This is a genomic window from Collinsella sp. CLA-AA-H302, from assembly GCF_040093305.1.
GTDB lineage: Bacteria > Actinomycetota > Coriobacteriia > Coriobacteriales > Coriobacteriaceae > Collinsella.
The window spans coordinates 14,847-33,995 of sequence record NZ_JBBNJW010000014.1 but is presented as its reverse complement, the minus strand read 5'-3'; the positions used below and the strand labels follow the sequence as shown (position 1 = coordinate 33,995).

The 19,149-nt window shown below is 57.2% G+C and carries 17 protein-coding genes; 5 read left to right on the top strand and 12 right to left on the bottom strand.

Features of this window, described 5'->3' with window-relative positions:
- Positions 1 to 5: 5 nt before the first annotated feature.
- Positions 6 to 3,203: a hypothetical protein gene (locus tag AAAV21_RS09275; RefSeq protein ID WP_349109143.1), complete on the bottom strand. Its 3,198-nt coding sequence runs from the start codon at positions 3,201 to 3,203 to the stop codon at positions 6 to 8.
- Between the two features lie 198 nt (positions 3,204 to 3,401).
- Here AAAV21_RS09275 and AAAV21_RS09270 point away from each other — a divergent pair, with 198 nt between their 5' ends.
- On the top strand, positions 3,402 to 4,424 hold the full coding sequence (locus tag AAAV21_RS09270) for a WYL domain-containing protein (protein WP_117647825.1): 1,023 nt from the start codon (positions 3,402 to 3,404) through the stop codon (positions 4,422 to 4,424).
- Complete coding sequence (locus AAAV21_RS09265; protein ID WP_117716220.1) at positions 4,411 to 5,328, top strand: WYL domain-containing protein; 918 nt, start codon at positions 4,411 to 4,413, stop codon at positions 5,326 to 5,328. The genes AAAV21_RS09270 and AAAV21_RS09265 overlap by 14 nt, the downstream gene beginning before the upstream one ends.
- On the opposite strand, the gene AAAV21_RS09260 is transcribed toward AAAV21_RS09265, so the two are convergent.
- Together AAAV21_RS09260 and AAAV21_RS09255 are read right to left on the bottom strand one after the other, a co-directional pair.
- Positions 5,325 to 8,219 (bottom strand): helicase C-terminal domain-containing protein, encoded by a 2,895-nt coding sequence (locus AAAV21_RS09260; RefSeq protein WP_349109139.1) that lies wholly within the window; start codon positions 8,217 to 8,219, stop codon positions 5,325 to 5,327. The genes AAAV21_RS09265 and AAAV21_RS09260 overlap by 4 nt on opposite strands.
- Positions 8,213 to 9,178 carry a D-alanine--D-alanine ligase gene (locus AAAV21_RS09255; RefSeq protein ID WP_117655795.1) on the bottom strand — a complete coding sequence of 322 codons (966 nt, stop codon included), beginning with the start codon at positions 9,176 to 9,178 and terminating at the stop codon, positions 8,213 to 8,215. Before AAAV21_RS09255 ends, AAAV21_RS09260 begins: the two co-directional genes overlap by 7 nt.
- Positions 9,179 to 9,263: 85 nt before the next feature.
- On the opposite strand from AAAV21_RS09255, the gene rlmN reads away from it, so the two are divergent.
- Complete coding sequence (gene rlmN / locus AAAV21_RS09250; RefSeq protein WP_117634727.1) at positions 9,264 to 10,316, top strand: 23S rRNA (adenine(2503)-C(2))-methyltransferase RlmN; 1,053 nt, start codon at positions 9,264 to 9,266, stop codon at positions 10,314 to 10,316.
- Between the two features lie 198 nt (positions 10,317 to 10,514).
- Here the strand turns inward: rlmN and AAAV21_RS09245 are convergent, their stop codons facing one another.
- From AAAV21_RS09245 to rpmH, 9 genes are all read right to left on the bottom strand, one after another.
- Positions 10,515 to 10,769, bottom strand: coding sequence for a hypothetical protein (locus AAAV21_RS09245; protein WP_055251321.1), 255 nt, complete (start codon positions 10,767 to 10,769; stop codon positions 10,515 to 10,517).
- On the bottom strand, positions 10,759 to 11,664 hold the full coding sequence (locus tag AAAV21_RS09240) for a ParB/RepB/Spo0J family partition protein (protein WP_349109134.1): 906 nt from the start codon (positions 11,662 to 11,664) through the stop codon (positions 10,759 to 10,761). The genes AAAV21_RS09245 and AAAV21_RS09240 overlap by 11 nt, the downstream gene beginning before the upstream one ends.
- The gene (locus tag AAAV21_RS09235; protein WP_055251322.1) at positions 11,657 to 12,457 is read right to left on the bottom strand and encodes a ParA family protein; all 801 of its coding nucleotides are present in this window, start codon (positions 12,455 to 12,457) and stop codon (positions 11,657 to 11,659) included. Before AAAV21_RS09235 ends, AAAV21_RS09240 begins: the two co-directional genes overlap by 8 nt.
- Positions 12,458 to 12,591: 134 nt before the next feature.
- Positions 12,592 to 13,329, bottom strand: coding sequence for a 16S rRNA (guanine(527)-N(7))-methyltransferase RsmG (gene rsmG, locus AAAV21_RS09230; protein ID WP_349109132.1), 738 nt, complete (start codon positions 13,327 to 13,329; stop codon positions 12,592 to 12,594).
- A gap of 96 nt (positions 13,330 to 13,425) precedes the next feature.
- Positions 13,426 to 13,995, bottom strand: coding sequence for a R3H domain-containing nucleic acid-binding protein (locus AAAV21_RS09225; protein ID WP_022093802.1), 570 nt, complete (start codon positions 13,993 to 13,995; stop codon positions 13,426 to 13,428).
- 44 nt (positions 13,996 to 14,039) lie between these two features.
- Positions 14,040 to 14,810, bottom strand: a complete 771-nt coding sequence (locus AAAV21_RS09220) for a YidC/Oxa1 family membrane protein insertase (RefSeq protein WP_349109129.1) — start codon at positions 14,808 to 14,810, stop codon at positions 14,040 to 14,042.
- 29 nt (positions 14,811 to 14,839) lie between these two features.
- A complete protein-coding gene (gene yidD / locus AAAV21_RS09215; protein ID WP_022093804.1) occupies positions 14,840 to 15,064 on the bottom strand; it encodes a membrane protein insertion efficiency factor YidD in 225 nt (74 codons plus the stop codon).
- Positions 15,061 to 15,399 carry a ribonuclease P protein component gene (rnpA, locus tag AAAV21_RS09210; RefSeq protein WP_082435526.1) on the bottom strand — a complete coding sequence of 113 codons (339 nt, stop codon included), beginning with the start codon at positions 15,397 to 15,399 and terminating at the stop codon, positions 15,061 to 15,063. Before rnpA ends, yidD begins: the two co-directional genes overlap by 4 nt.
- A gap of 20 nt (positions 15,400 to 15,419) precedes the next feature.
- Entirely contained in the window at positions 15,420 to 15,554 is a 135-nt protein-coding gene (rpmH, locus tag AAAV21_RS09205; protein ID WP_019127408.1) for a 50S ribosomal protein L34, read from the bottom strand.
- A 366-nt stretch (positions 15,555 to 15,920) separates the two neighbouring features.
- Here rpmH and AAAV21_RS09200 point away from each other — a divergent pair, with 366 nt between their 5' ends.
- On the top strand, positions 15,921 to 17,252 hold the full coding sequence (locus AAAV21_RS09200) for an ATP-binding protein (RefSeq protein ID WP_349109126.1): 1,332 nt from the start codon (positions 15,921 to 15,923) through the stop codon (positions 17,250 to 17,252).
- 15 nt (positions 17,253 to 17,267) lie between these two features.
- Positions 17,268 to 18,962, top strand: a complete 1,695-nt coding sequence (locus AAAV21_RS09195; RefSeq protein WP_349109124.1) for a DnaA/Hda family protein — start codon at positions 17,268 to 17,270, stop codon at positions 18,960 to 18,962.
- The last annotated feature ends 187 nt before the right edge of the window (positions 18,963 to 19,149 follow it).

The window sequence follows — 19,149 nt, the reverse complement described above, 5'->3', positions numbered from 1 at the left end:
TCCGTCTACGAACGGCGGATAACCTCGGTCACGACCTCGGATACCGTGGCAATGTTCGTCGGGTTGACATTGTGGGGCAGGTCGTCCTCGGTACGAGCACAAGCCAGGCGCGTGCCGTCCACGCCGGCGATGGTGAGGGCTCGGCGGCTCGCCTCGAGCGCGGCATAGGCATCGGTCTTGGCATAGGGCATCTCGAGCGCGCCACAATCGACATGGAACGACTTGCACACCTTGCTGACCAGGTTCATGATGCGGCGATCACCCTTGAGCAGCTGCTGTTCGCCCTCAACCGTCACCACCGAAAGCCTACCGGCGCCGACGGATTCAAGATTGATGAAGAAGACGCCGCGGAGCTTATCGCGATGCGAAGCCAAGAAGGCCTTCATACCGGCGCCATCACAATCCGAGGCGCCCGTTGCCACAAACCAGATATCGTGACCGAGCAGCTCATCGTCGCCCATAGAGGCGACAGCCGAGAGCATATCTTCGGAAGAAGCGCCGTCGGAAGACGTAGCGCCGCCCTTCCAGCCATCGTTATCGTCCTCGAAATTATCCCACGAACCGATGCCGCGACCGGACTTCTTGGCATCGTAATCGTCTTCGACGCCCAGCCAATCACTCATGCTGTCCTGTTCGTTTTTCTTTTTACGACCGAACAGGCCGCCCAGGCCGCGCTTGCGAGACTTGGGTGCCGCCGGGGCGGGAGCCGAAATGGTCTCGATCGGCTGAGCGCCCGACGCAACGGGCCTAGGAGGCGCAACGGGTGCCGATGTTGGTTCGGGACCCTGAGCGGTAGCAAAGGGGTCGTTGACCTGTGCGGAGGGGTCGGGAAGGTCGAACAGCGACGTGCGAGACGCAACGTTTGCCTGCTTCATCGACGGCAGCGACGGATCGGGGACCGAAGCCAGCGGAGACGAGGAAGGTGCAGGCGACGGAGCCGACGCCGGATCGGGAACATTCATCTGCGGACGCGGTGATGCCTGGGAGGAAATCTGGGCCATAAGGGAATCGACCGTTTCGTCCTGGGTGGGAGCAACATCGGCAACCGTGGCACCGGAACCACTCGGGGCCGGCATGGTGAAAATCTGCGTGGAGTAAGGCCTCGACTCATCTGTCTCGGAAGCCTCGGAAACCGCAGGCACTTCCTCCTGCTCGACCTCGGCCGAATCATCTTGCTCGGCTGCCGCGTATTGCTCTTCGTCAGGGTTGGCCTCGGCGGCCTCGTCCTCGGCGGCATCTTGGATTTCGGCAGCATCAATAGGCTCGTCATCGTCTGCCACGGCGCCCTGCTCATCGGAAACAGGAAGGGGCTCGGCAATCGCGGTGCCTTGCTTTTCAAACGTTATCGTGGAATCGAACTGCGCGGCATCAAACGACATGGTGCTATCGACGTGCTGCTGAGCCTCGAAAGACGTCGTCGCCTCAACAATATCCGTGGACGCCGGTTGCTGGGACTCAAAGGACGTTGTAGCTTCGGCAGCGTCGACGGGCACGGACTGCATAGCCTCGTTCTGCTCGAACTCTTGCGCCGCGCGCTCACGTGCCGCCTCGGCTGCCTGCTGCTGAGCGATAGCCTCCTGCTCGGCAGCCTCGCGTGCGACAGCGCGCTTCTCCTCGAAATCGTCGACAAATTTCTTGCCCTTTGCAAGCGCACCCTTAAAGAAGTTGGAAGCACTGGCGCCAATCGAAGAGAACGCAGATGCAATATCGGCATGGGGCGTTGCCGCGGGAATCTCGGCCGAGAAATCAGTATCGCTCTCGTAAGACACGCGCCTCGGCTGTTCAACGTAATCGTCGTCAGACTCGTCCGTAACGTCTTGCGCCGGCGCGGCGGGAGCCAAAATGTCCAGTCCTGCCGCGGGATCGATCGCGGACACCGCCTCGGGCTCGGCAACGGCAGCGGTAACCGCGGCAGACTCATCATCCACGGCGACAACGGGCGCAGATGCAGTCACGACGGGGGCAGGCTCGGGCTCAAACGTCGGCTCCTCGCCTTCCTCGTAATCGAGCGTGCAGGACTCGGGAAGCATTCCGAGCGCACGGATGGCATCCGAACCAAAGCGGATGTTGCCGGCGGCATTGCGATAGAGCCTGGGCTCGGGCTCGGCCGCGACAGGCTCCTCCGCCGGCTCGGCAGTGGGAACCTCGTCATTGAACTCTTCGGCCTGGACAGCCTGATTCTGATCCTCGGGCACGATGGCGCCAATCAGCGTCTCGTCGGCAGACGCACCCTCAAAGCCCTCGATCTGCTCGTCGAAAGCCTCGCCCTGTTCGGGCTCGGTCTGAGCGTCGGGAGCAATCGGCTGACCGAACTCGTCCTCGGCGTAGGTAGGCTCTTCATACTCGATGGTGTTGCCGTAGTCGTTTTGCTGTTGGGCCGCGGCATACTCCGCTGCTGCGCGCGCCATCTCCTCGGCACGACGCTTCTGCTCCCCAAAATAGGTATCGAACGGAACATCGTCGGGAAACTCGTTTTCGCCCTGGAAGGGAGCAACGTTGTCCATAACGCCGAGCATAGCGGCGACAGAAGACTTGTTGCACACTGCGCCGGACGTATAGGGAAGCACAAAACGGTTAGAAATGATGTTTGCCGCGTTGGCGAGCGCAACGAGGGAAGCGAGGATCGCGACAATCCACAGCAGAACCTTGAGCGCGCCGGGGAGCGGCAGGATACGCAAGATGGCAACGGCAGCAGGGGCAACCGTGGCAACGGGCAACAGCTTGGCGATGAGCGCACGATACGAAGCATAGGGCTCGCGGGCGAGCAGCTCAGCACGGGGAGAGTCGTAGTGTGCGACAACGACCACCGGGCGGTTGCGCGGAGACGCGAGCGGGCCCGAGGCCTTGTGGTAGGCGATGACATTTTGGCTCACGCCCGTCTTGCCCAGGCGCGAAACCACGGGATGGCCCGTGCGCTCGAGCACGTAAAGAACGGCACCGACAATGGCCAGCAAGGTGCCGACCAAGCCGATGCCGCCGCCGATGCCCATCAGCAGGGCGCCGGCAAACGCAAGAATACCGGTAACGGCAAATGCCAACCTGCTGGGCGCCGGGGCATTGAACTCCTGAACCTCGGGATCAAAGCCGTGGTTGCGGAAGATCTGAGCGATATCCTCGGCAGCCAAGCGCTCTTCTTCGCTGCATGCCGGCGTGATGCCGGTGTTCTGCAGCAGGTGGTTAATATAGTTCTGGGTGTTCGCCATGTGCGCTCCACATCCATAATCCGACAAATAGGCCCAATGCATGCACATTAGAACCGTATATAGTCGAAAGTATACCCCGAGCGAGCGCAAACGACCGAATTCGGGCCATCTTAACGCCCCGAGCGGACAAGGATATAGCCTAATCTCCATATCGGACTAAAATCATGGCAGCAAACCACCTTCTCATGCGAGGACTCTATGACGGCAAGCGACGCGACCGCGACAATTAAAAAGGGGAATTCGGAGCCCAGTTTCGATAAAACGGCTCAGCGCATCCTCAATCTTTTCTTTGTGCTCAACAGCTCCCCCGAACCGCTGACGACCGAGCAGATCGTCTTGGATTCTGACCTGGGATATGGCTCGGGCAATATCGACTCGGATAAGCGCAAGTTTCGGCGCGATCGTGACAAACTGCTCGAACGCGGCATCTTAATCAAGGAGGTTCGCCCCGCCGGCGCGCAGGAGACCGAGGAAAGCTCATGGACAATCGACCGCGAGCACACGTTTGCGGCAGGCGGCCTCATCACCGCAGACGACGCCGATATCCTGCTCAACGCTATCGACCAGACAATAGCGGCCGGCTCATCCACTTTTGCCGCGCCGCTTGCCGATATTCGTTCCAAGATTGCCTACCTCACCGGCAGGACGACGGCGGACGAAGCACCGATCCGCCGCTCTCCCACCGTCGATGCGGTATGGAGCGCCTTTGCCGAGCGATGCGCACTGCGATTTTTATATCAGAACGGACGCGGTGAGCAGAAAGAGCGTACCGTCTGCGTCTACGGCATGTTCGAGCGCGAGGGCGTTGCGTACTTCTGCGGCCTCGACAATGCCACCGACGACATCAGGACATTCCGCTGCGACCGTATCGTTCGCGCTTGGCGTCCTTCGAAGGCCTACGCCATCCCTGCAGACTTCAATCTCAACGACTACCTGTTCTTTGAATTCGATTTTGCCGACCGCCCGCCCGTTGCGGCTACGTTCTCGTTCGCCCCGCAGACGCAGATCGATATGATCAACGGCCTCACGCGCGGGCGAGGTGAGCTCGCACACACCGATTCGGGATGGACTTGGACCGTTGACGTGCGCGATCTTGAAGCCGCCGCCTCATTTTGCATGGCCCACGCCATGGACGGCATGAGGCCCATGGCCCCCAAATCGCTCAAGCAGGCGTGGAACCACCTCATTGAAAGGACGGTGCACGAGCATGCCCGTGCGTAAACTCACCAGCGAGCAGAGGCTCTCGCGCGCCATCGACATTATGGAGGCCCTCTACGCCGCCGGCGAGAGCGGCATGACACGAACCGAGATTTGCAGTCGCTTTGACATCACGGGGGCGTCGCTCGACGAGATTCTCGAGATCGTCTCGACGCTCGCGGACCGAGAATCGGGTGCGCGTATCATCTGCGAATGCCACGGCGAGCGCGTGGTCCTCACCGGTGACGCCGGGCGTGTACTACCGCTGCGCCTGAGTGCCGCCGAGGGCGCTGTGCTCAACCACGAACTTGAATCGTTGGGGATCGAGCCCCAGGCGGCGGCTCGAATTCGACATGCTCTTCTACCCGAAGAGCTCGGCTATAACCAGCACGTCTTTGACACCGTCAACCACGGGTCGCACTGGCAGCAGCTGAGCTGCGCCATTCAGGACGGTGTTCGCTGTCGTATCTCGTATCGCTCGATGGACGATGCGCGGCCACGCGAGCGTCTGGTCGACCCCTTGCGCATTACAGCAAACGGCGACCAAACATATCTGATTGCCTGGGACATCGCGGTCGATGAGCAGCGCACCTATCGCATGGATAAAATCGAGGGACTCGCCTTGACGGAAGACTCCGTCGTGCCTCACGCACCGGACGTTGCATCCCTCCACGATTCCCTTGCCCGGACGCAGCGTAGCGCAAAGCTCTTGATGCCATTCGATATGGCGGAGCATCTGGACTGGGCCGGCATCACCCTAATCGAACGCAGCGGGACAGACATGGCAACGGTAACCGTACATTACGGCTCCGAGCGTTGGCTGCTGAGCCAGATAATCGCAGCGGGCGGAGCCATCCGCATCTTGGATGACCCCGCCCTGTCAAAGCGTCTGTGCGATATGGCAAAAACCCTCGTCTGTCCGCTTTAGCGCCGCCGCTCGTGGCGTGCACGCCACAGCTGTAGATAGTGCCCGATCTGCGCCGATTCGATGCGCTGGTAGGAGCTCGTGGGCAGCGACGTTAAGAACTTCTTTCCGTAGCCCTTCGTCACCAGGCGCGGGTCGGCCAGAATCAGCACGCCGCAATCGGTCGACGAGCGGATAAGGCGGCCGGCCGCCTGCTTGACCTCGAGCACTGCCTCAGGCAGCGAATAGCGCGCCCAAGCGCGGTCTTCGCGCAGGTTGCGCTCGCACGAGAGCGGGTCCGTGGGGCTCGAGAACGGCAGCTTGGGAATGATGACGCAGCGCAGCGTCTCGCCGCTGGCGTCAAACCCCTCCCAGAAGGCCTTAAGCGCAAAAAGCGATGAGGTTGGCTCGTTGATAAACCGGTCGCGCAGGCGACGAGGAGATGAGTTGCGCTGCTGGCAGTTGAGTTCCAGGCCCGCACGAGCCATCTTGGGCTCGACGCGATCGTACAGCTCCTCCATGTCACGCCTGTTGGTGAACAGCGTGAGCACCGAGCCGCCCATGGCAAGATGAGCGTCGACCAGCACGCGCTCGAGCGCCGTAAGATAGCTCTCACGATCGCGCGGATCGGGGATATCGCCCGCAACGACTACAGCCATGTTCGAATCGAAGTCGTAGCTCGAGTCCAAGTGCAGCGATGAGGATGTTGAAGCACCGATGCGATCGAGGCCGACCGCATGGTTAAAGTGTTCAAAGCTTTTGGACACCGTCATGGTCGCCGAGGCAAAGATAGCCGTGTGAACCTCGGGCAGCCACTCGGTTGCCAAGGCCTCGCCAATATCGATGCGCTCCGCGGTCATCGACTCGCCGCCGGCACGCAGCCTGCGATTGACCTGCAGCGAATACACGTAGTGTTCATCGGTGCCGTCAATGATGAGCTTGAGGTTCTCGGCCAGCTCGTGCAGGCGGCGCGAGATATCACCCAGGTCGACAACAACCTCGGGCTTGTCGGCGGCGACGGCTTGTACCAGCGCGTCGACGCTCTTGTCAGCTTGTTCCAATGTGCCGATGGCAGCGTAGGCCGACTGTAAGAAATCATGCCAGTCGTCAGATTCGCGCAGCTCGGGGCCAATCCATAGATTGGCATTGTCATAGCCCCCACGGGCACGGCGACCGAGCTCGCGAACGCCATCGAACACGCCGGCGATCGCCATGCTCGCGCGCGCAACCGTCGACGTCGCCTTGGCAGTAAGGCCCAGATAGAGCGTAGAGCCCTCGGAGGTTGCCAAATCACGGGAAACCTGGCTTAGCGCGCCGGTGCTCGAGCCACCCAGACGCTCAAACAGAACGCGTGATTCGTCCGCCGACACCACGCGCGCCCATTGACGGCGTGCCTCGCGCTCGATGGAATGGGCCTCGTCGATTACCCAATGACGAATCGGAGGCAAAATCCTGCCCTCGGCCGCGACGTTGCGGAACAGCAGGGAATGGTTGGTGACCACCACATCGGCGTGCGCCGCACGACGGCGAGCGCCGTGGACCAAACATTTATCAGGGAAAAACGGGCAGAGGCGACGAGCGCACTCGCGCGAGGCCGTCGTAAAGTCGGGACGGTTGACGCTGCGCCACCGAATGCCGAGCGAGTCGAGGTCGCCATCGGCTGATTGGCAGACGTACGCCATAATGACCGCGACCGCCGTGAGCGTGTCCGCCGGATCGCGCTTGGTGGTAATCTCGACCTGGCCGCGGCTCATGCGCTCAAGCTTGCGCAGGCACGGATAGTGGTCATACCCCTTGAGAGCGCAAAATGACAGACCGCCGTCCAGTTGCTCGGCAAGTTTTGGCAGCTCATGGTACATGAGCTGGTCGGCAAGATTATTCGATTTGGTCGCAATACCAACCGTGATGTTGTTACGGCGTGCTGCCTCGGCAAAAGGTACCAGATAGGCCATCGATTTGCCGACGCCTGTGCCTGCCTCAATTACTCGATGAGTGCCCGTGACCAGCGCATCGCGGACCTCGAGCGCCATCGCGATCTGCTCATCACGCGGCTCGTAGGTGGGATACATGCGATTGACTAGGCCACCTGGCGCATAGTCTGCCTCAATCTCCTCACGACTCGGCATCTTGAGAACCGGCAGTTCATCGGCGTCCACCCGATCGTCGGCGCGATCGGCCTTGAGAACGTCAGCACGAGCGGCGCTGAGAGAGAAGATAGAACCAGGGTTCTGCCCTGCCAAGAATGAGAAGATAGGACGATAGGACCAAGGCACGTCCGGATGCATGTCGGCTAGGCGCGCCATGAGGCCCTGGGGCAAGTCGGTGAGCGCCACGAGCAACACGCGCCATACGCCACACAGAGCGTCGACGTCGGCATTGGCACGGTGTGATACCGAGTCGCAGCCAAACAGATCGGCCATAAAAGACAGCTTGTGCGAGGCCAGGCGCGGAAGCGCGATGCGCGACAGCGCCAGCGAATCGATCCAAATATCGCTCACGTTGACGCCGCCTTTGACCGACTCGATAAACGAGCGGTCGAACGTGGCGTTGTGTGCGATCACCGGGCAGCCACCGACAAAATCGGCGAGAGCGGCGACGGCCTCAACCGCCGACGGGGCATCTGCAACATCGGCATTTGTAATGCTCGTGAGCTCGGTAATCTCGGCGGGAATCAGCTGCCTGGGATGCACGAAGGTATCGAAGCGGTCGATGACCTCGCGGCCCGAAAGACGGGCCGCCGAGATCTCGATCAGCTCGTTGTCCTGCACCGAAAGACCCGTGGTCTCGGTATCGAGGATAATCACATCTTCCTCGATAAGGCCGAAGGACTGCGTTTTGGCGCGGTCGGCAAGCGTGGCATAGGAGTCGATGACAAACTGCGGCGTTCCTGACGAAACCGCGTCCTCGATTAGCATGCAATGCCCGCTCGACGAAGGCCCATACGGATCAGGCTGTCACAGACCTGCGGGAACGTCATGTCGTCGGTGTGGCGGATCTCATCCGGATACAGCGACGTATCGGTCATGCCGGGAATGGTATTGGTCTCGAGGATAACGGGGCCGTCCTCGCTCACAATAAAGTCGCTGCGCGAGATACCCAGGCAACCGAGGGCCTTGTGAGCGGCACAGGCAAGTTCCTGAGCGCGAGCGTAATTCTCGGGTGAAATCTGCGCCGGAATGCGATGGATATCCGTAGGGTCGACATACTTCACGTCCAGATCGTAGAACTCGCAGTCCTCGGGCTTACGAATCTCGACAATCGGCAGGGCGCGCACGTCATCTTCGCCGTATACGCCGACGGTGACCTCGGTACCCTCGATGCACTTCTCGACCAGCACTTTGTCGCCGTACTCAAACGCCTTGGCGATTGCCGCGGGCAGCTCGGAGGGCTCATGGACCAGGGAAATGCCATAGCTGGAACCGTTGACGGCCGGCTTCACAAAGCAGCGCTCGCCACAAACCTCGACGATATGATCGATATCGACTTCGTCGCCCACCTCGAGCGCAAGGCCGGGGGCAATGGGAATGCCCGCCTTGGCGTATAGGAGCTTAGAGACCTCCTTGTCGGCACCGCAGGCGCTGGCAAGTACGCCCGAGGCCGTGTAGGGGATACCCAGGGTCTCCATGGCACCCTGCATGGCGCCATCCTCACCGCCGGCGCCGTGCATGGCGATAAATGCCACATCGAATCCGCCGGTCGCCATGGTTACCATAAAGTCATCAGCGGCCGTGTCAAGCAGCTCCACCGAGGTGTAGCCGGCTTCCTTCAGTGCCACCACAACGTTCTTTCCCGAATCGAGCGAGATCTCGCGCTCGGCGGAATGACCGCCCGCCAAGACCGCTACGTGCATGTTCTCTAGGCTTTTACCCGGCATGGGCAGACTCCTCCTCTATAATTTCTGCAGCTGATACCATATTGTAGCGATACCCTCTACGTTTCCCCAAAATCGAAAGGCTTCCATGAATCCCAAGACTAAATCTCAGGACATTCGCGACTTGAGCCAAAACGATATTCGCGAGCTCGTGGCCGAACTTGGCCAGCCCGCCTTCCGCGCGAAGCAGCTCATCGAATGGGTCTTTGAGAAGAACGTTTGTTCGTTTGACGATATGACCAATCTTCCCAAGGCTTTCCGCGAGCAGCTTAAAGAGGCGTTTGCCTTTGATACGCCGACTGAACTCACCAAGCAGGTTTCCAAAGATGGCTCGCGCAAGTATCTGCTCGAGTACCACGATGGCATTTCCGTCGAGACCGTCGGCATGCCCCGTCGTAACAAGCTTTCCGTCTGCGTTTCCACCCAGGCAGGCTGCGGCATGGGCTGCGCCTTTTGCGCTACCGGTCTCAACGGCCTCAAGCGCTCTCTGACCGCTCAAGAGATCGTCGACCAGGTGCTTCATGTATCCAACGACTTTGGCGAGCGTGCCACAAGCGTTGTCTTCATGGGCCAGGGCGAGCCGTTTGCCAACTACGACGAGGTTCTCAAGGCACTGCGTATCCTCAACGACCCCGATGGCATCGGCATCGGCGCTCGTCACCTCACCGTCTCTACCAGCGGCGTTATTCCCGGTATTCGCAAATTTGCCGATATCCCCGAGCAGTTCACTCTTGCCGTTTCCCTGCATTCCGCCATCCAGTCGACGCGCAATAAGCTCATGCCCGGTGTTAAGAAGTACACGCTGCTTCGCCTTCACGAAGCGCTTCAGCTCTACACCGAGAAGACTGGCCGCCGCCCGACCTATGAGTATGCCATGATCGAAGGCGTCAACGATACGAATCCCGAGATGCAGGCGCTCTGCGACTTCTGCGAGGGAACGCTGTGCCACGTTAACCTGATTCAACTTAACGACATCGAGGGCAGCCCGCTCAAGCCGTCGCCGATTCATAAGGTTGAGGATCTTCAGCGTCGTCTTGAGTCCCGTGGCATCGAGACCACGATTCGTAACTCCCGTGGTAACGATATTGACGCCGCTTGCGGACAGCTGAAACAGCGCTTCAAAGTTCAGAAGAACGCATAGGGGAGTCGCACTCCAAAACGTTTCATGTGAAACATCGAATGGCCCCGGTTGCAGGATATGCAACCGGGGCCATTTCATTTATTGACCTCAATTTTGGACCGTTGCTAGCTTTCCCATTTTTTACGGACAAAATAAGCGGCCCTTGTCTCATGAATCAGACAAGGGCCGCTCAAAATATGCAGGGTAATTGTTAGGTACCTAATAGCCTACATTTTCCCATTGGTTGCTAACCCAACCTTGATTAATCTTAGGATTTTTCGTTACCTGAGCAGTGCGCATGGCAACATCTTCTGTCATAACATCCATTTTCTTCTTGGATGTATCAACGATATCATGCGCACTACGAAGCAAACGACCTCGAAGTTCATCGTCTGTCGCGATCTTAAAGCCAGCAAAGGCACCAGCCGCGACAGTCGTCGCCAACGCAATCGCAGTAATAATCTTATTCCTCATCGTGGCCTCCTTGATCAAACTGAATCATTTCACCAAGAATACGAGAGAGCTCTTCCTCGTCTTTAAACTCAATCTCAATCTTATTCTTTCCACGCGAGCTCTTCACGCGCACGTTGGTATTAAATACCTGACGAAGTACACGCGCAGCCTTTTTAAAAGACTGAGGCGTTGCAGGCCTCGGCGTCTTAGGCGTCTCTCCGGCAGAAAACAATGGAGCAAGATTTTCTGTCGCTCTTACGGAAAGGCCCTCCGCAACAACCTTCTCTGCAAGTCGAATTCGAGCATCCTCATAGGGAACTGCAAGAATCGCACGTGCGTGACCAGCAGTAAGTTTACCCTCAAAAATCATCTGCTGAACTAATTCGGGGAGATCGAGAAGGCGCAGCGAGTTTGTAATTGCAGAGCGCGACTTGCTTACGGCCTTCGACAATGCCTCCTGGGTCATACCGCTAGCATCGATGAGCTGGCGATAGCCCTTAGCCTCTTCGACGGGATTCAGATCAGAACGCTGAAGGTTTTCGATAAGAGCAAGAGCCAGCATCTCTTCATCATTAACATCTTTAATGATGACAGGCAGTTCCTCAAGACCAGCAAGCTTTGACGCCTGGTAACGACGCTCACCAGCGATGATCTCATAGCCGTTTCCATGCTTGCGAACCAAGAGCGGCTGCAAAACGCCATGTTCTTGGATTGACTCGCTCAACTCGCGAAGTTCAGTTTCATTAAAGTGAATTCGCGGTTGATTAGGGTTGGGAACGATATCCTCAATAGATAGTTTTGTTTCAGATGCGACATTTGAAGCAGATGCAGCAGAACCACCGGTCTCATACTCGGCCTCAGAGACCAAAGCATTGAGTCCACGCCCCAATCCGCCACGTTTCTTTGCACTAGGCACGCTTGATCACCTCTTTTGCAAGGTTCATATACGCTTTTGCACCCTTGTTTTGAGGTGCATAGGTAATTACCGGTTCTCCAAAAGACGGAGCTTCAGAGATTTTAACCGTACGGGGAATCAGCGTCTTAAATGCCTTATCACCAAAGTACGATTGAACTTCCTCAACAACCTGATTCGACAAAGAAGTACGTGAGTCATACATGGTCATAAGCACGCCATAGGTGTCTAAGCCCTTGTTCAGACGTGATTTGACCATCTTCATTGACTCAAGCAGCTTCGTAACGCCCTCGAGTGCGTAATACTCACACTGGATTGGAATCAAAACGCTATCTGCTGCGGTCAAGGCATTGATAGTAAGCAGGCCGAGCGAAGGAGGACAGTCAATGAAAATAAAATCGAACTCGTCCTGAATCGGCTCAAGCAAATCTTTGAGGCGGGTTTCACGAGCAATTGCGCTTACGAGCTCAATTTCGGCACCTGCAAGCTGAATCGTAGCTGGAATTACGAATACTTTTTTGCAATTTGTATCAAGAACAAGCGATTCTGCCGGCACATCATTCAACAATGCATCATAGATGCAGTGATCAAGGTCTTCTTTTTCAATTCCAAATCCACTGGTACTGTTTCCCTGCGGATCAAAATCGACAATCAGTGTCTTACGACCCTGCTCACCCAGTGCTGCTGCAAGGTTTACAGCCGTCGTTGACTTACCGACGCCGCCTTTTTGATTGATGATTGCAATGATACGCGTGTCTTTTGCGTTCTTAGAACGCTTAACGTCGCGAAATCCCACGGTCCCTCCTGGTGTGTATTAAAGCTGTCAAACGGAGGATGTTTCACGTGAAACATTCCGATTCGATATCAACCGCCATGTTTCACGTGAAACACTGCAAGTTGTTAGTATCCATTATGTTTCACGTGAAACATCTAGGCAAGCGGATTCTTCTTAGCCATGCCATTTGCACGAGGCAATGAAACGGATGCTGGATGACTCTTCTTGAGAACAATGAACTCCCTGTGGCCCAAGCCCTCAGGCAAATCGATTGCGTCATTAAGAAGCAAAGTGAAGCCGCAAATCTTAGCTGCCGACATGCCGGAAACTAGCTCCTCATCCGAAGGATTACCCTTGGTGATAACAAATAGACCTCCATCCTTGAGGAACGGAGCCGCATACTCAACAAGAATCGGTAGAGGGGCAAGTGCGCGGGCGGTTACGACAGAAAACTGCTTCTTATGGCTTCGAGCATATTCTTCAAGGCGATCATGAATCGCATGAGCATGTTTCAACCCAAGAGCATGAACAAAAGAATTGACGGCATCAACCTTCTTACCAACAGAGTCAATATAAGTAGCTTCACGATGCGTGGTTATGGTTAACAGAATACCAGGGAAGCCCGCACCTGTCCCCATATCGAGCAAAGCTCCCTCAGGAGCCTTATTGATATAGGGGAGCAAAACAAGTGAGTCGAGGATATGAAGTACCGCAGCATCTTCTACGTTAAGAATACGGGTGAGATTAGTTGTCTTATTTGTTTCCAGAACCAAATCCAAATGCTGAATACATTTCCTCAGCTCAACATCAGATACGCTCAAGGAATACTCTTTGCAATAGGAAGTTAGACGAGTCAACATCTCGTCAGCTTGCTGATCAGTAAGTACTAACAACGAAAGCTCCTTTCTGACAAAAATCAGTGTATCAAGAACTTTTGACAAAAAAAGGGGACGTGGAAACCACGTCCCCTTAGCATAAGCTCGAGCAGATTATCGAGCAACAATCACCACATGGCGATCAGGGTCAGAACCCTCAGAATGAGTATCGACGGCATCATTGCCACGAAGTGCAATGTGAACCAGTCGACGCTCATAGGCATTCATGGGCGGAAGCGAAACACTCTTATGAGTGCGGATGGCACGCTCGGCTGCAGACTGAGCCATGGAGGCAACCTTGTCCTGACGGCGGCTCTTGTATCCCTCGACGTCCACTACAACCGGATACCTAAAGCCAAGCTTGCGGCTCACTAGCAAAGAGAACATAACCTGAAGGGCATCAAGGGTGCGACCATGACGGCCAATGAGAACAGCAAGGTCGGGAGCCGTTACATCCAGAATCAGCTCACCCTCGTCGCCCTCATACTCATCGATAGGAGAGTTGGCGGCATCGAAGTGCGAAAGGATGGAACGCAGGATGGAAATCGCGACATCGGCAATGGTGTCGAGCTCCTCGTCGGTCAGCTCTTCACCGGCCTTGTAGCGCTGTGCAATCTCGGGATAATCGCCCGCGACCTGCGGGGCAACCTCCTCAAGCATATCCTCGATGATCTCTTCAGACATAACGTACTCCAAAAGTTAGGTACCTAAATAAGATTGATATCCCGCTACTTCTTCTTGTGCGGGCGCGGCTTCTTCTCGCGACGAGTGACCTCAACCTGCAGCGGCGCGTTCTTAAGGCGCTCCTCCTCATCGGCCTTCGCCTTGTCGATGACCTTCTGCGTCACAAAAATCTGCTGGATAACCTGCCAAGCAGACGAGACGTCGTAGTACAGCAGAACACCAACGGGAAGGCTCCAGCCCATCCAAAGCATCATGACCGTCATGACAACGGCCATCATACGCATGCTCTGAGCCTGCTGGCCGGTCTGGTTGCGCGACATATAGAGCTGCGGAATCAGGGTCAGGACAGAGAACAGGATCAGGCAGACCAGCGCAGGCAGCGCGACCATAAAGCCATCGGCAAAGGAGGCACTCGGCGTGGTGGTCAGGTCGGGCAGAATATTAAAGAACGAGAACGTGCCGTCGTTAAAGTAGTCCGGCAGGTTACGCAGCAGCGTAAATAGGGCGAACAGGACAGGCATCTGAATCAACAGCGGCAGACAACCAGCCATCGGGTTGAACTTGTTCTCGCTGTAGAACTTCTGCATTTCCTCGGCCTGACGCTGGGGATCGTCGGCATAGCGCTCCTGGATCTCGAGCATCTTGGGCTGCAGCACCTGCATGCGTGCCGTCGACTTAGTCGACTTGAGCATAAGCGGCGTCAGCAGCAGACGGATGATGACCACCAGGATGATGATGGACAGGCCCCAGTCGACCGCAAAGGTCTGGATGAGCTTGAGCAGCTCGAAAAGGATGTTAACGATCCAATCCCACATGTAAGTTTTCCTCCGATAGCGAGTGCCCGCTAGGGCACAGGGTCATAACCGCCGACGTGCAGGGGATTGCAGCGAGCGATGCGCCTCACGGCAAGCCAGCAGCCTCTCAAAACACCGTACTTCTCAATCGCCTGGACGGCGTATTGCGAGCACGTTGGGTAATAAATGCAGGCGTCAGGCAATAAGGGCGAAATAACCTGTTGATATATGCGAATAGGAGCGATGGCAACACGTCGCAAAACGTGATTGCTCATCGCTCCTCCCCGGCAACGCCGGCGCGTTTCATAAGCGAACGCAATGCATTGTCCATCTCCTGAGGCGAAGAAACCCTCGTCTTGGGAGTTGCGAACAAGATGATGTCATAACCCGCAACGGGAAATCCACAGCTGCGGGCGGCCTCGCGCATCACACGCTTAGAACGGTTGCGCACGACAGCACAACCGAGCCGTTTAGCACCAACGAAGGCGACCCTTCCGGAGTCGCCTTCGCCAACCGATTCACATATGGTCATTCGAATCAGAGGGTGATTGAAACGACGCCCCTGACTGAACACATGCTCGAAATCTTGCCGAGACTTAATAGTCTTCATGCGAGATGTGTGTATCGCTGCTAGACAGTGAGACGCTTGCGGCCCTTGGCGCGACGACGGGCGAGCACGGCACGACCACCCTTAGTGGCCATACGGGCACGGAAGCCATGGGTCTTGGCACGCTTACGCTTATTAGGCTGATACGTACGCTTCATCTTAAGTTCCTCCTGCTGCATTTCGAGTGTCCGCGGGGGCGCGGACGCAGATATAGACACGTGAGCTTGAAGATTGTAGGGAAATCAATGTTCAAATGTCAAGAAATCAAAGGTAAAAGGTTGCGCAGTTCACACGGTTCCCCCATAAGCCGAGCTCGATTTAGCGGTGCATGGCAACTTTTCACGATATTTCATCGAGTTTTCAACAGGTCATGTTGGCAATGTTGAGAACTTTTCGTCCGTTTTCCAAAGTTTTCAACAGGTTTTGAAAAGTTGTCGAAAGATGAGAAACATTGCACGGTGAGCTACTATTTGTTCGAAACCTTTTGAAAGATTGCGAGCGGCATGTCTGACGACTTTTACACCATGGTCGATTCCGGAGACCCGGCACCCGACAACGAGCACATCACCGGCGTGCGCGAAGAGCGTGAGGAAGGCGAGCAGACGACCACGCAGGCGCCAAAAGCCATGTACGCCGCGCGCATCGCCGTCTATGACGACATGCTGTCGACACCGCGTGTGATCGTCATTGATCCGCAAGATGTCCGCACGTATTTGGAAGAGACGACCAACACCGTCTACCAGTGCATGAAAGAACAAGGTGGCCATATCTCGCTCATGGTCATCCGCGAGATTGTCGAAAACTTTATCCACGCGCACTTTGCCGAGCCCATCATCTCGATTCTGGACGGCGGAGACACCATCCGCTTTGCTGATCAAGGACCCGGCATCGACGACAAGGAGCGCGCTTTCGACTTTGGCGTTACCAGCGCAAACAGCAAGATGAAGCGCTATATCCGTGGAACCGGAGCAGGGTTTCCCATGGTGCAGGAGTATTTGGAAAACGCCGGCGGGGCCGTGTCCATCGAGGACAACATGGGCAACGGCACCGTGGTTACGGTAAGCCTGGATCCTAAACGCGTGCAGGAAATCGAACGCGCCGGCGGGCGCGGTGCTGCCGTGCGGCCCGAGACGGAGCAGCCCGCATATCCCCTGCCGGGAGCTTTTGCGCAGCAGCCCATGGCAACGCAACAGATGCAGCCCCGCGTGGGACAGATGCAGCCGCCCGGAATGCTTCCTACACAAGAGTCCCAGGCGGCGTCGATGTCGATGCCGCCAAACGTGCCAGAGGCCATGCCGCTGGCGGATCAGGATGCAGCAGCAATGCAGCAGGCGACGGGGGCACCGGGTGGCCAGCAAATGGGATATCAGCCGTACCAACAGGGATATCCATATCAGCAGATGCCGCCACTGGGGTATGGCCAGCAGTTCCCACAGCAGTACCAGCAGGGATATCAGCAGCCGTACCAGCAGATGCCGCAGCAGCAGTACAACCCCTGGGCCCAGCAGATGACTCCGCAGCCTTACCAACAGTGGCCTCAAAGTTTTCAACAGCAAATGCCGCCGATGCAGAGTTCTCAACAATCAGCAGCTCAAATGATGTATCCTAATGCAGCAAATCAGTATGCGCAGCCACAGCCGGACGTGTTCGTAAGCGATCGCGGCAACGCCGCGCTGGGCTATCTGGCGCAAAATCAAGCGTGCGGTGCAACCGATCTGGCGAGGGCGTTTGGAAACTCGGCCCCCACTTGGTCACGCACGCTCAATGACTTGGCGCAGGCCGGCTTGGTCATCAAGCATGGCCAGAAATACCATCTGACCGAACTCGGCGCCGCTCGCGTGCGAGCTCAGAGCTAAAGAACGGGAGAGACAGTGGACGAGGAAGCAAGCATCATCCTGGGGGATGCCATCGCCTTTTGCCAGCGCGACGGCCAAGATGCACGCCTCATCAACATGCTGGGGCAATCGCGCGCCATAAGCCTGACCGAAGATACGCTCACGATCGAGGCCCCCTCGCGCTTTGCCATCGCGCAGCTCAAAAAGCATCAACCGGCCATTGAGGCCTATCTGGAAGAAATCGCCTTTGCACCGATTGCGCTCGACATCGTGGCACCGCAAGGCGCCGCGGCGGAATCCGCTGCTTCCCCGGCGGCGCCAGCCTCCGCAGGCGACGTGCCGACAATCGAGCACCAGCACGGCGATGTTTCCCGTGAAACCATGGCACCGTTGCCGACCGCGGCGGCGACGTCAACGAACGCACCCGTCACGCACATGCCCATCGCTCACGACGCAGCGGCGGGCGCGGATTCGGGCATTGCAATCAAGAACACGCTCTCGGCCGATGATTTTCGTCGCATGATGAACCAGATGAAGGGCGGAGCGCCGACTAAGTCCACGCAAGCCGCGACCCCCGCTTCACCCATGCCGGCACCGACCGTGCCGGCCGAGCAGAATGCGGATGGAGCCCCGCTCGCCGCGAACTCAAAATTCACCTTTGAGAACTTTGTCTACGGCCCCGAGAACAGCCATGCCTATCGCTCGGCACTCAAGTTTGCCGCCCTCGCGGACGAGCGCGGCACGTGCACATCACTGTTCATCTACGGCAAATCGGGCCTGGGCAAGACGCACCTGCTGCTTGCCATCAAAAACGAGCTCGCCGAGAAGTCGCCCGAGATCAAGGTCAAGTATGCCAACTCCCAGGCATATCTGGACGACCTGATGACCGAGTTCGACCGCCAAAAGAAGAGCAACGCCCCTATCATGCAGGCATACCACGGCGTGGACGTGCTCATCATCGATGACATCCAAAACATCATCGGCAAGCGCGCGAGCGTGGACTACTTTTTCCAGCTCATGGACGAGTTCATCCGCAACAACAAGAAGGTCGTCATCGCGGCAGACCGCGCCCCCAAGGACCTGAGCATGGACGAGCGTCTGACCAGCCGCTTCAACGCCGGCATGCTCTGCCTGGTCGCAGAGCCCAGCTACGAGATGAAATACAAGATCTTGCAGCGCTATTACGAGAACACCATCGTCGCCGCTCCCGAGGCAGGCGACGACTCGCTGCTGGCGGCCTATGGGGGCGACGGCGGGCACCTGACCGACGAGCACTTTAAACACATGGCCGAGGTCTCGGGCACCAACATCCGCGAACTCGAGAGCTTTTGCGAGCGCTGCGCCGGCGAGGCGGGCGACCGCGAGCGCGAGGGCGGGGAGCTCACCTTTGACGATATCGACGCCATCGCCAGCCAGTACTTCGACACATCGGCCAAAAAGATCAACGTCCAGACGGTTCAGTCCGTCATCGAAGAGCAGTACGGCGTGACGCACGAGGAGCTCATCGGCCCGCGTCGCAACGCCAATATCGCCAAAGCACGCCATATTGCCATCTATCTGGCCATCGAGATGTGCGAGATGACGACCACGGCGGTGGGCGCCGAATTTGGCAACCGCAACCACTCGACCGTCAGCACGAGCTACAAAAAGGTCCAGAAGATGATCCAGGAAGACCGCGCCGTCACCGAAGACCTCAAGTCGCTGCGCGATAAAATTACACTGCGCTCGTAGGGAAATAGAGACACCTGTTGAAAACTTGTCGAAACCACGGGCATAAGGTGTCTAAAACCCAACCCGCGGTGATGAAAAGTTTTGCGCAGGTTTTGAACGTGGAAAACCACCCCTGTTGCACACAGGTTGCTGTCGATTCTCTTTCTGGGTCTGACCTGCGTCTTTGGGAGTAATCAACAGTTTCGTC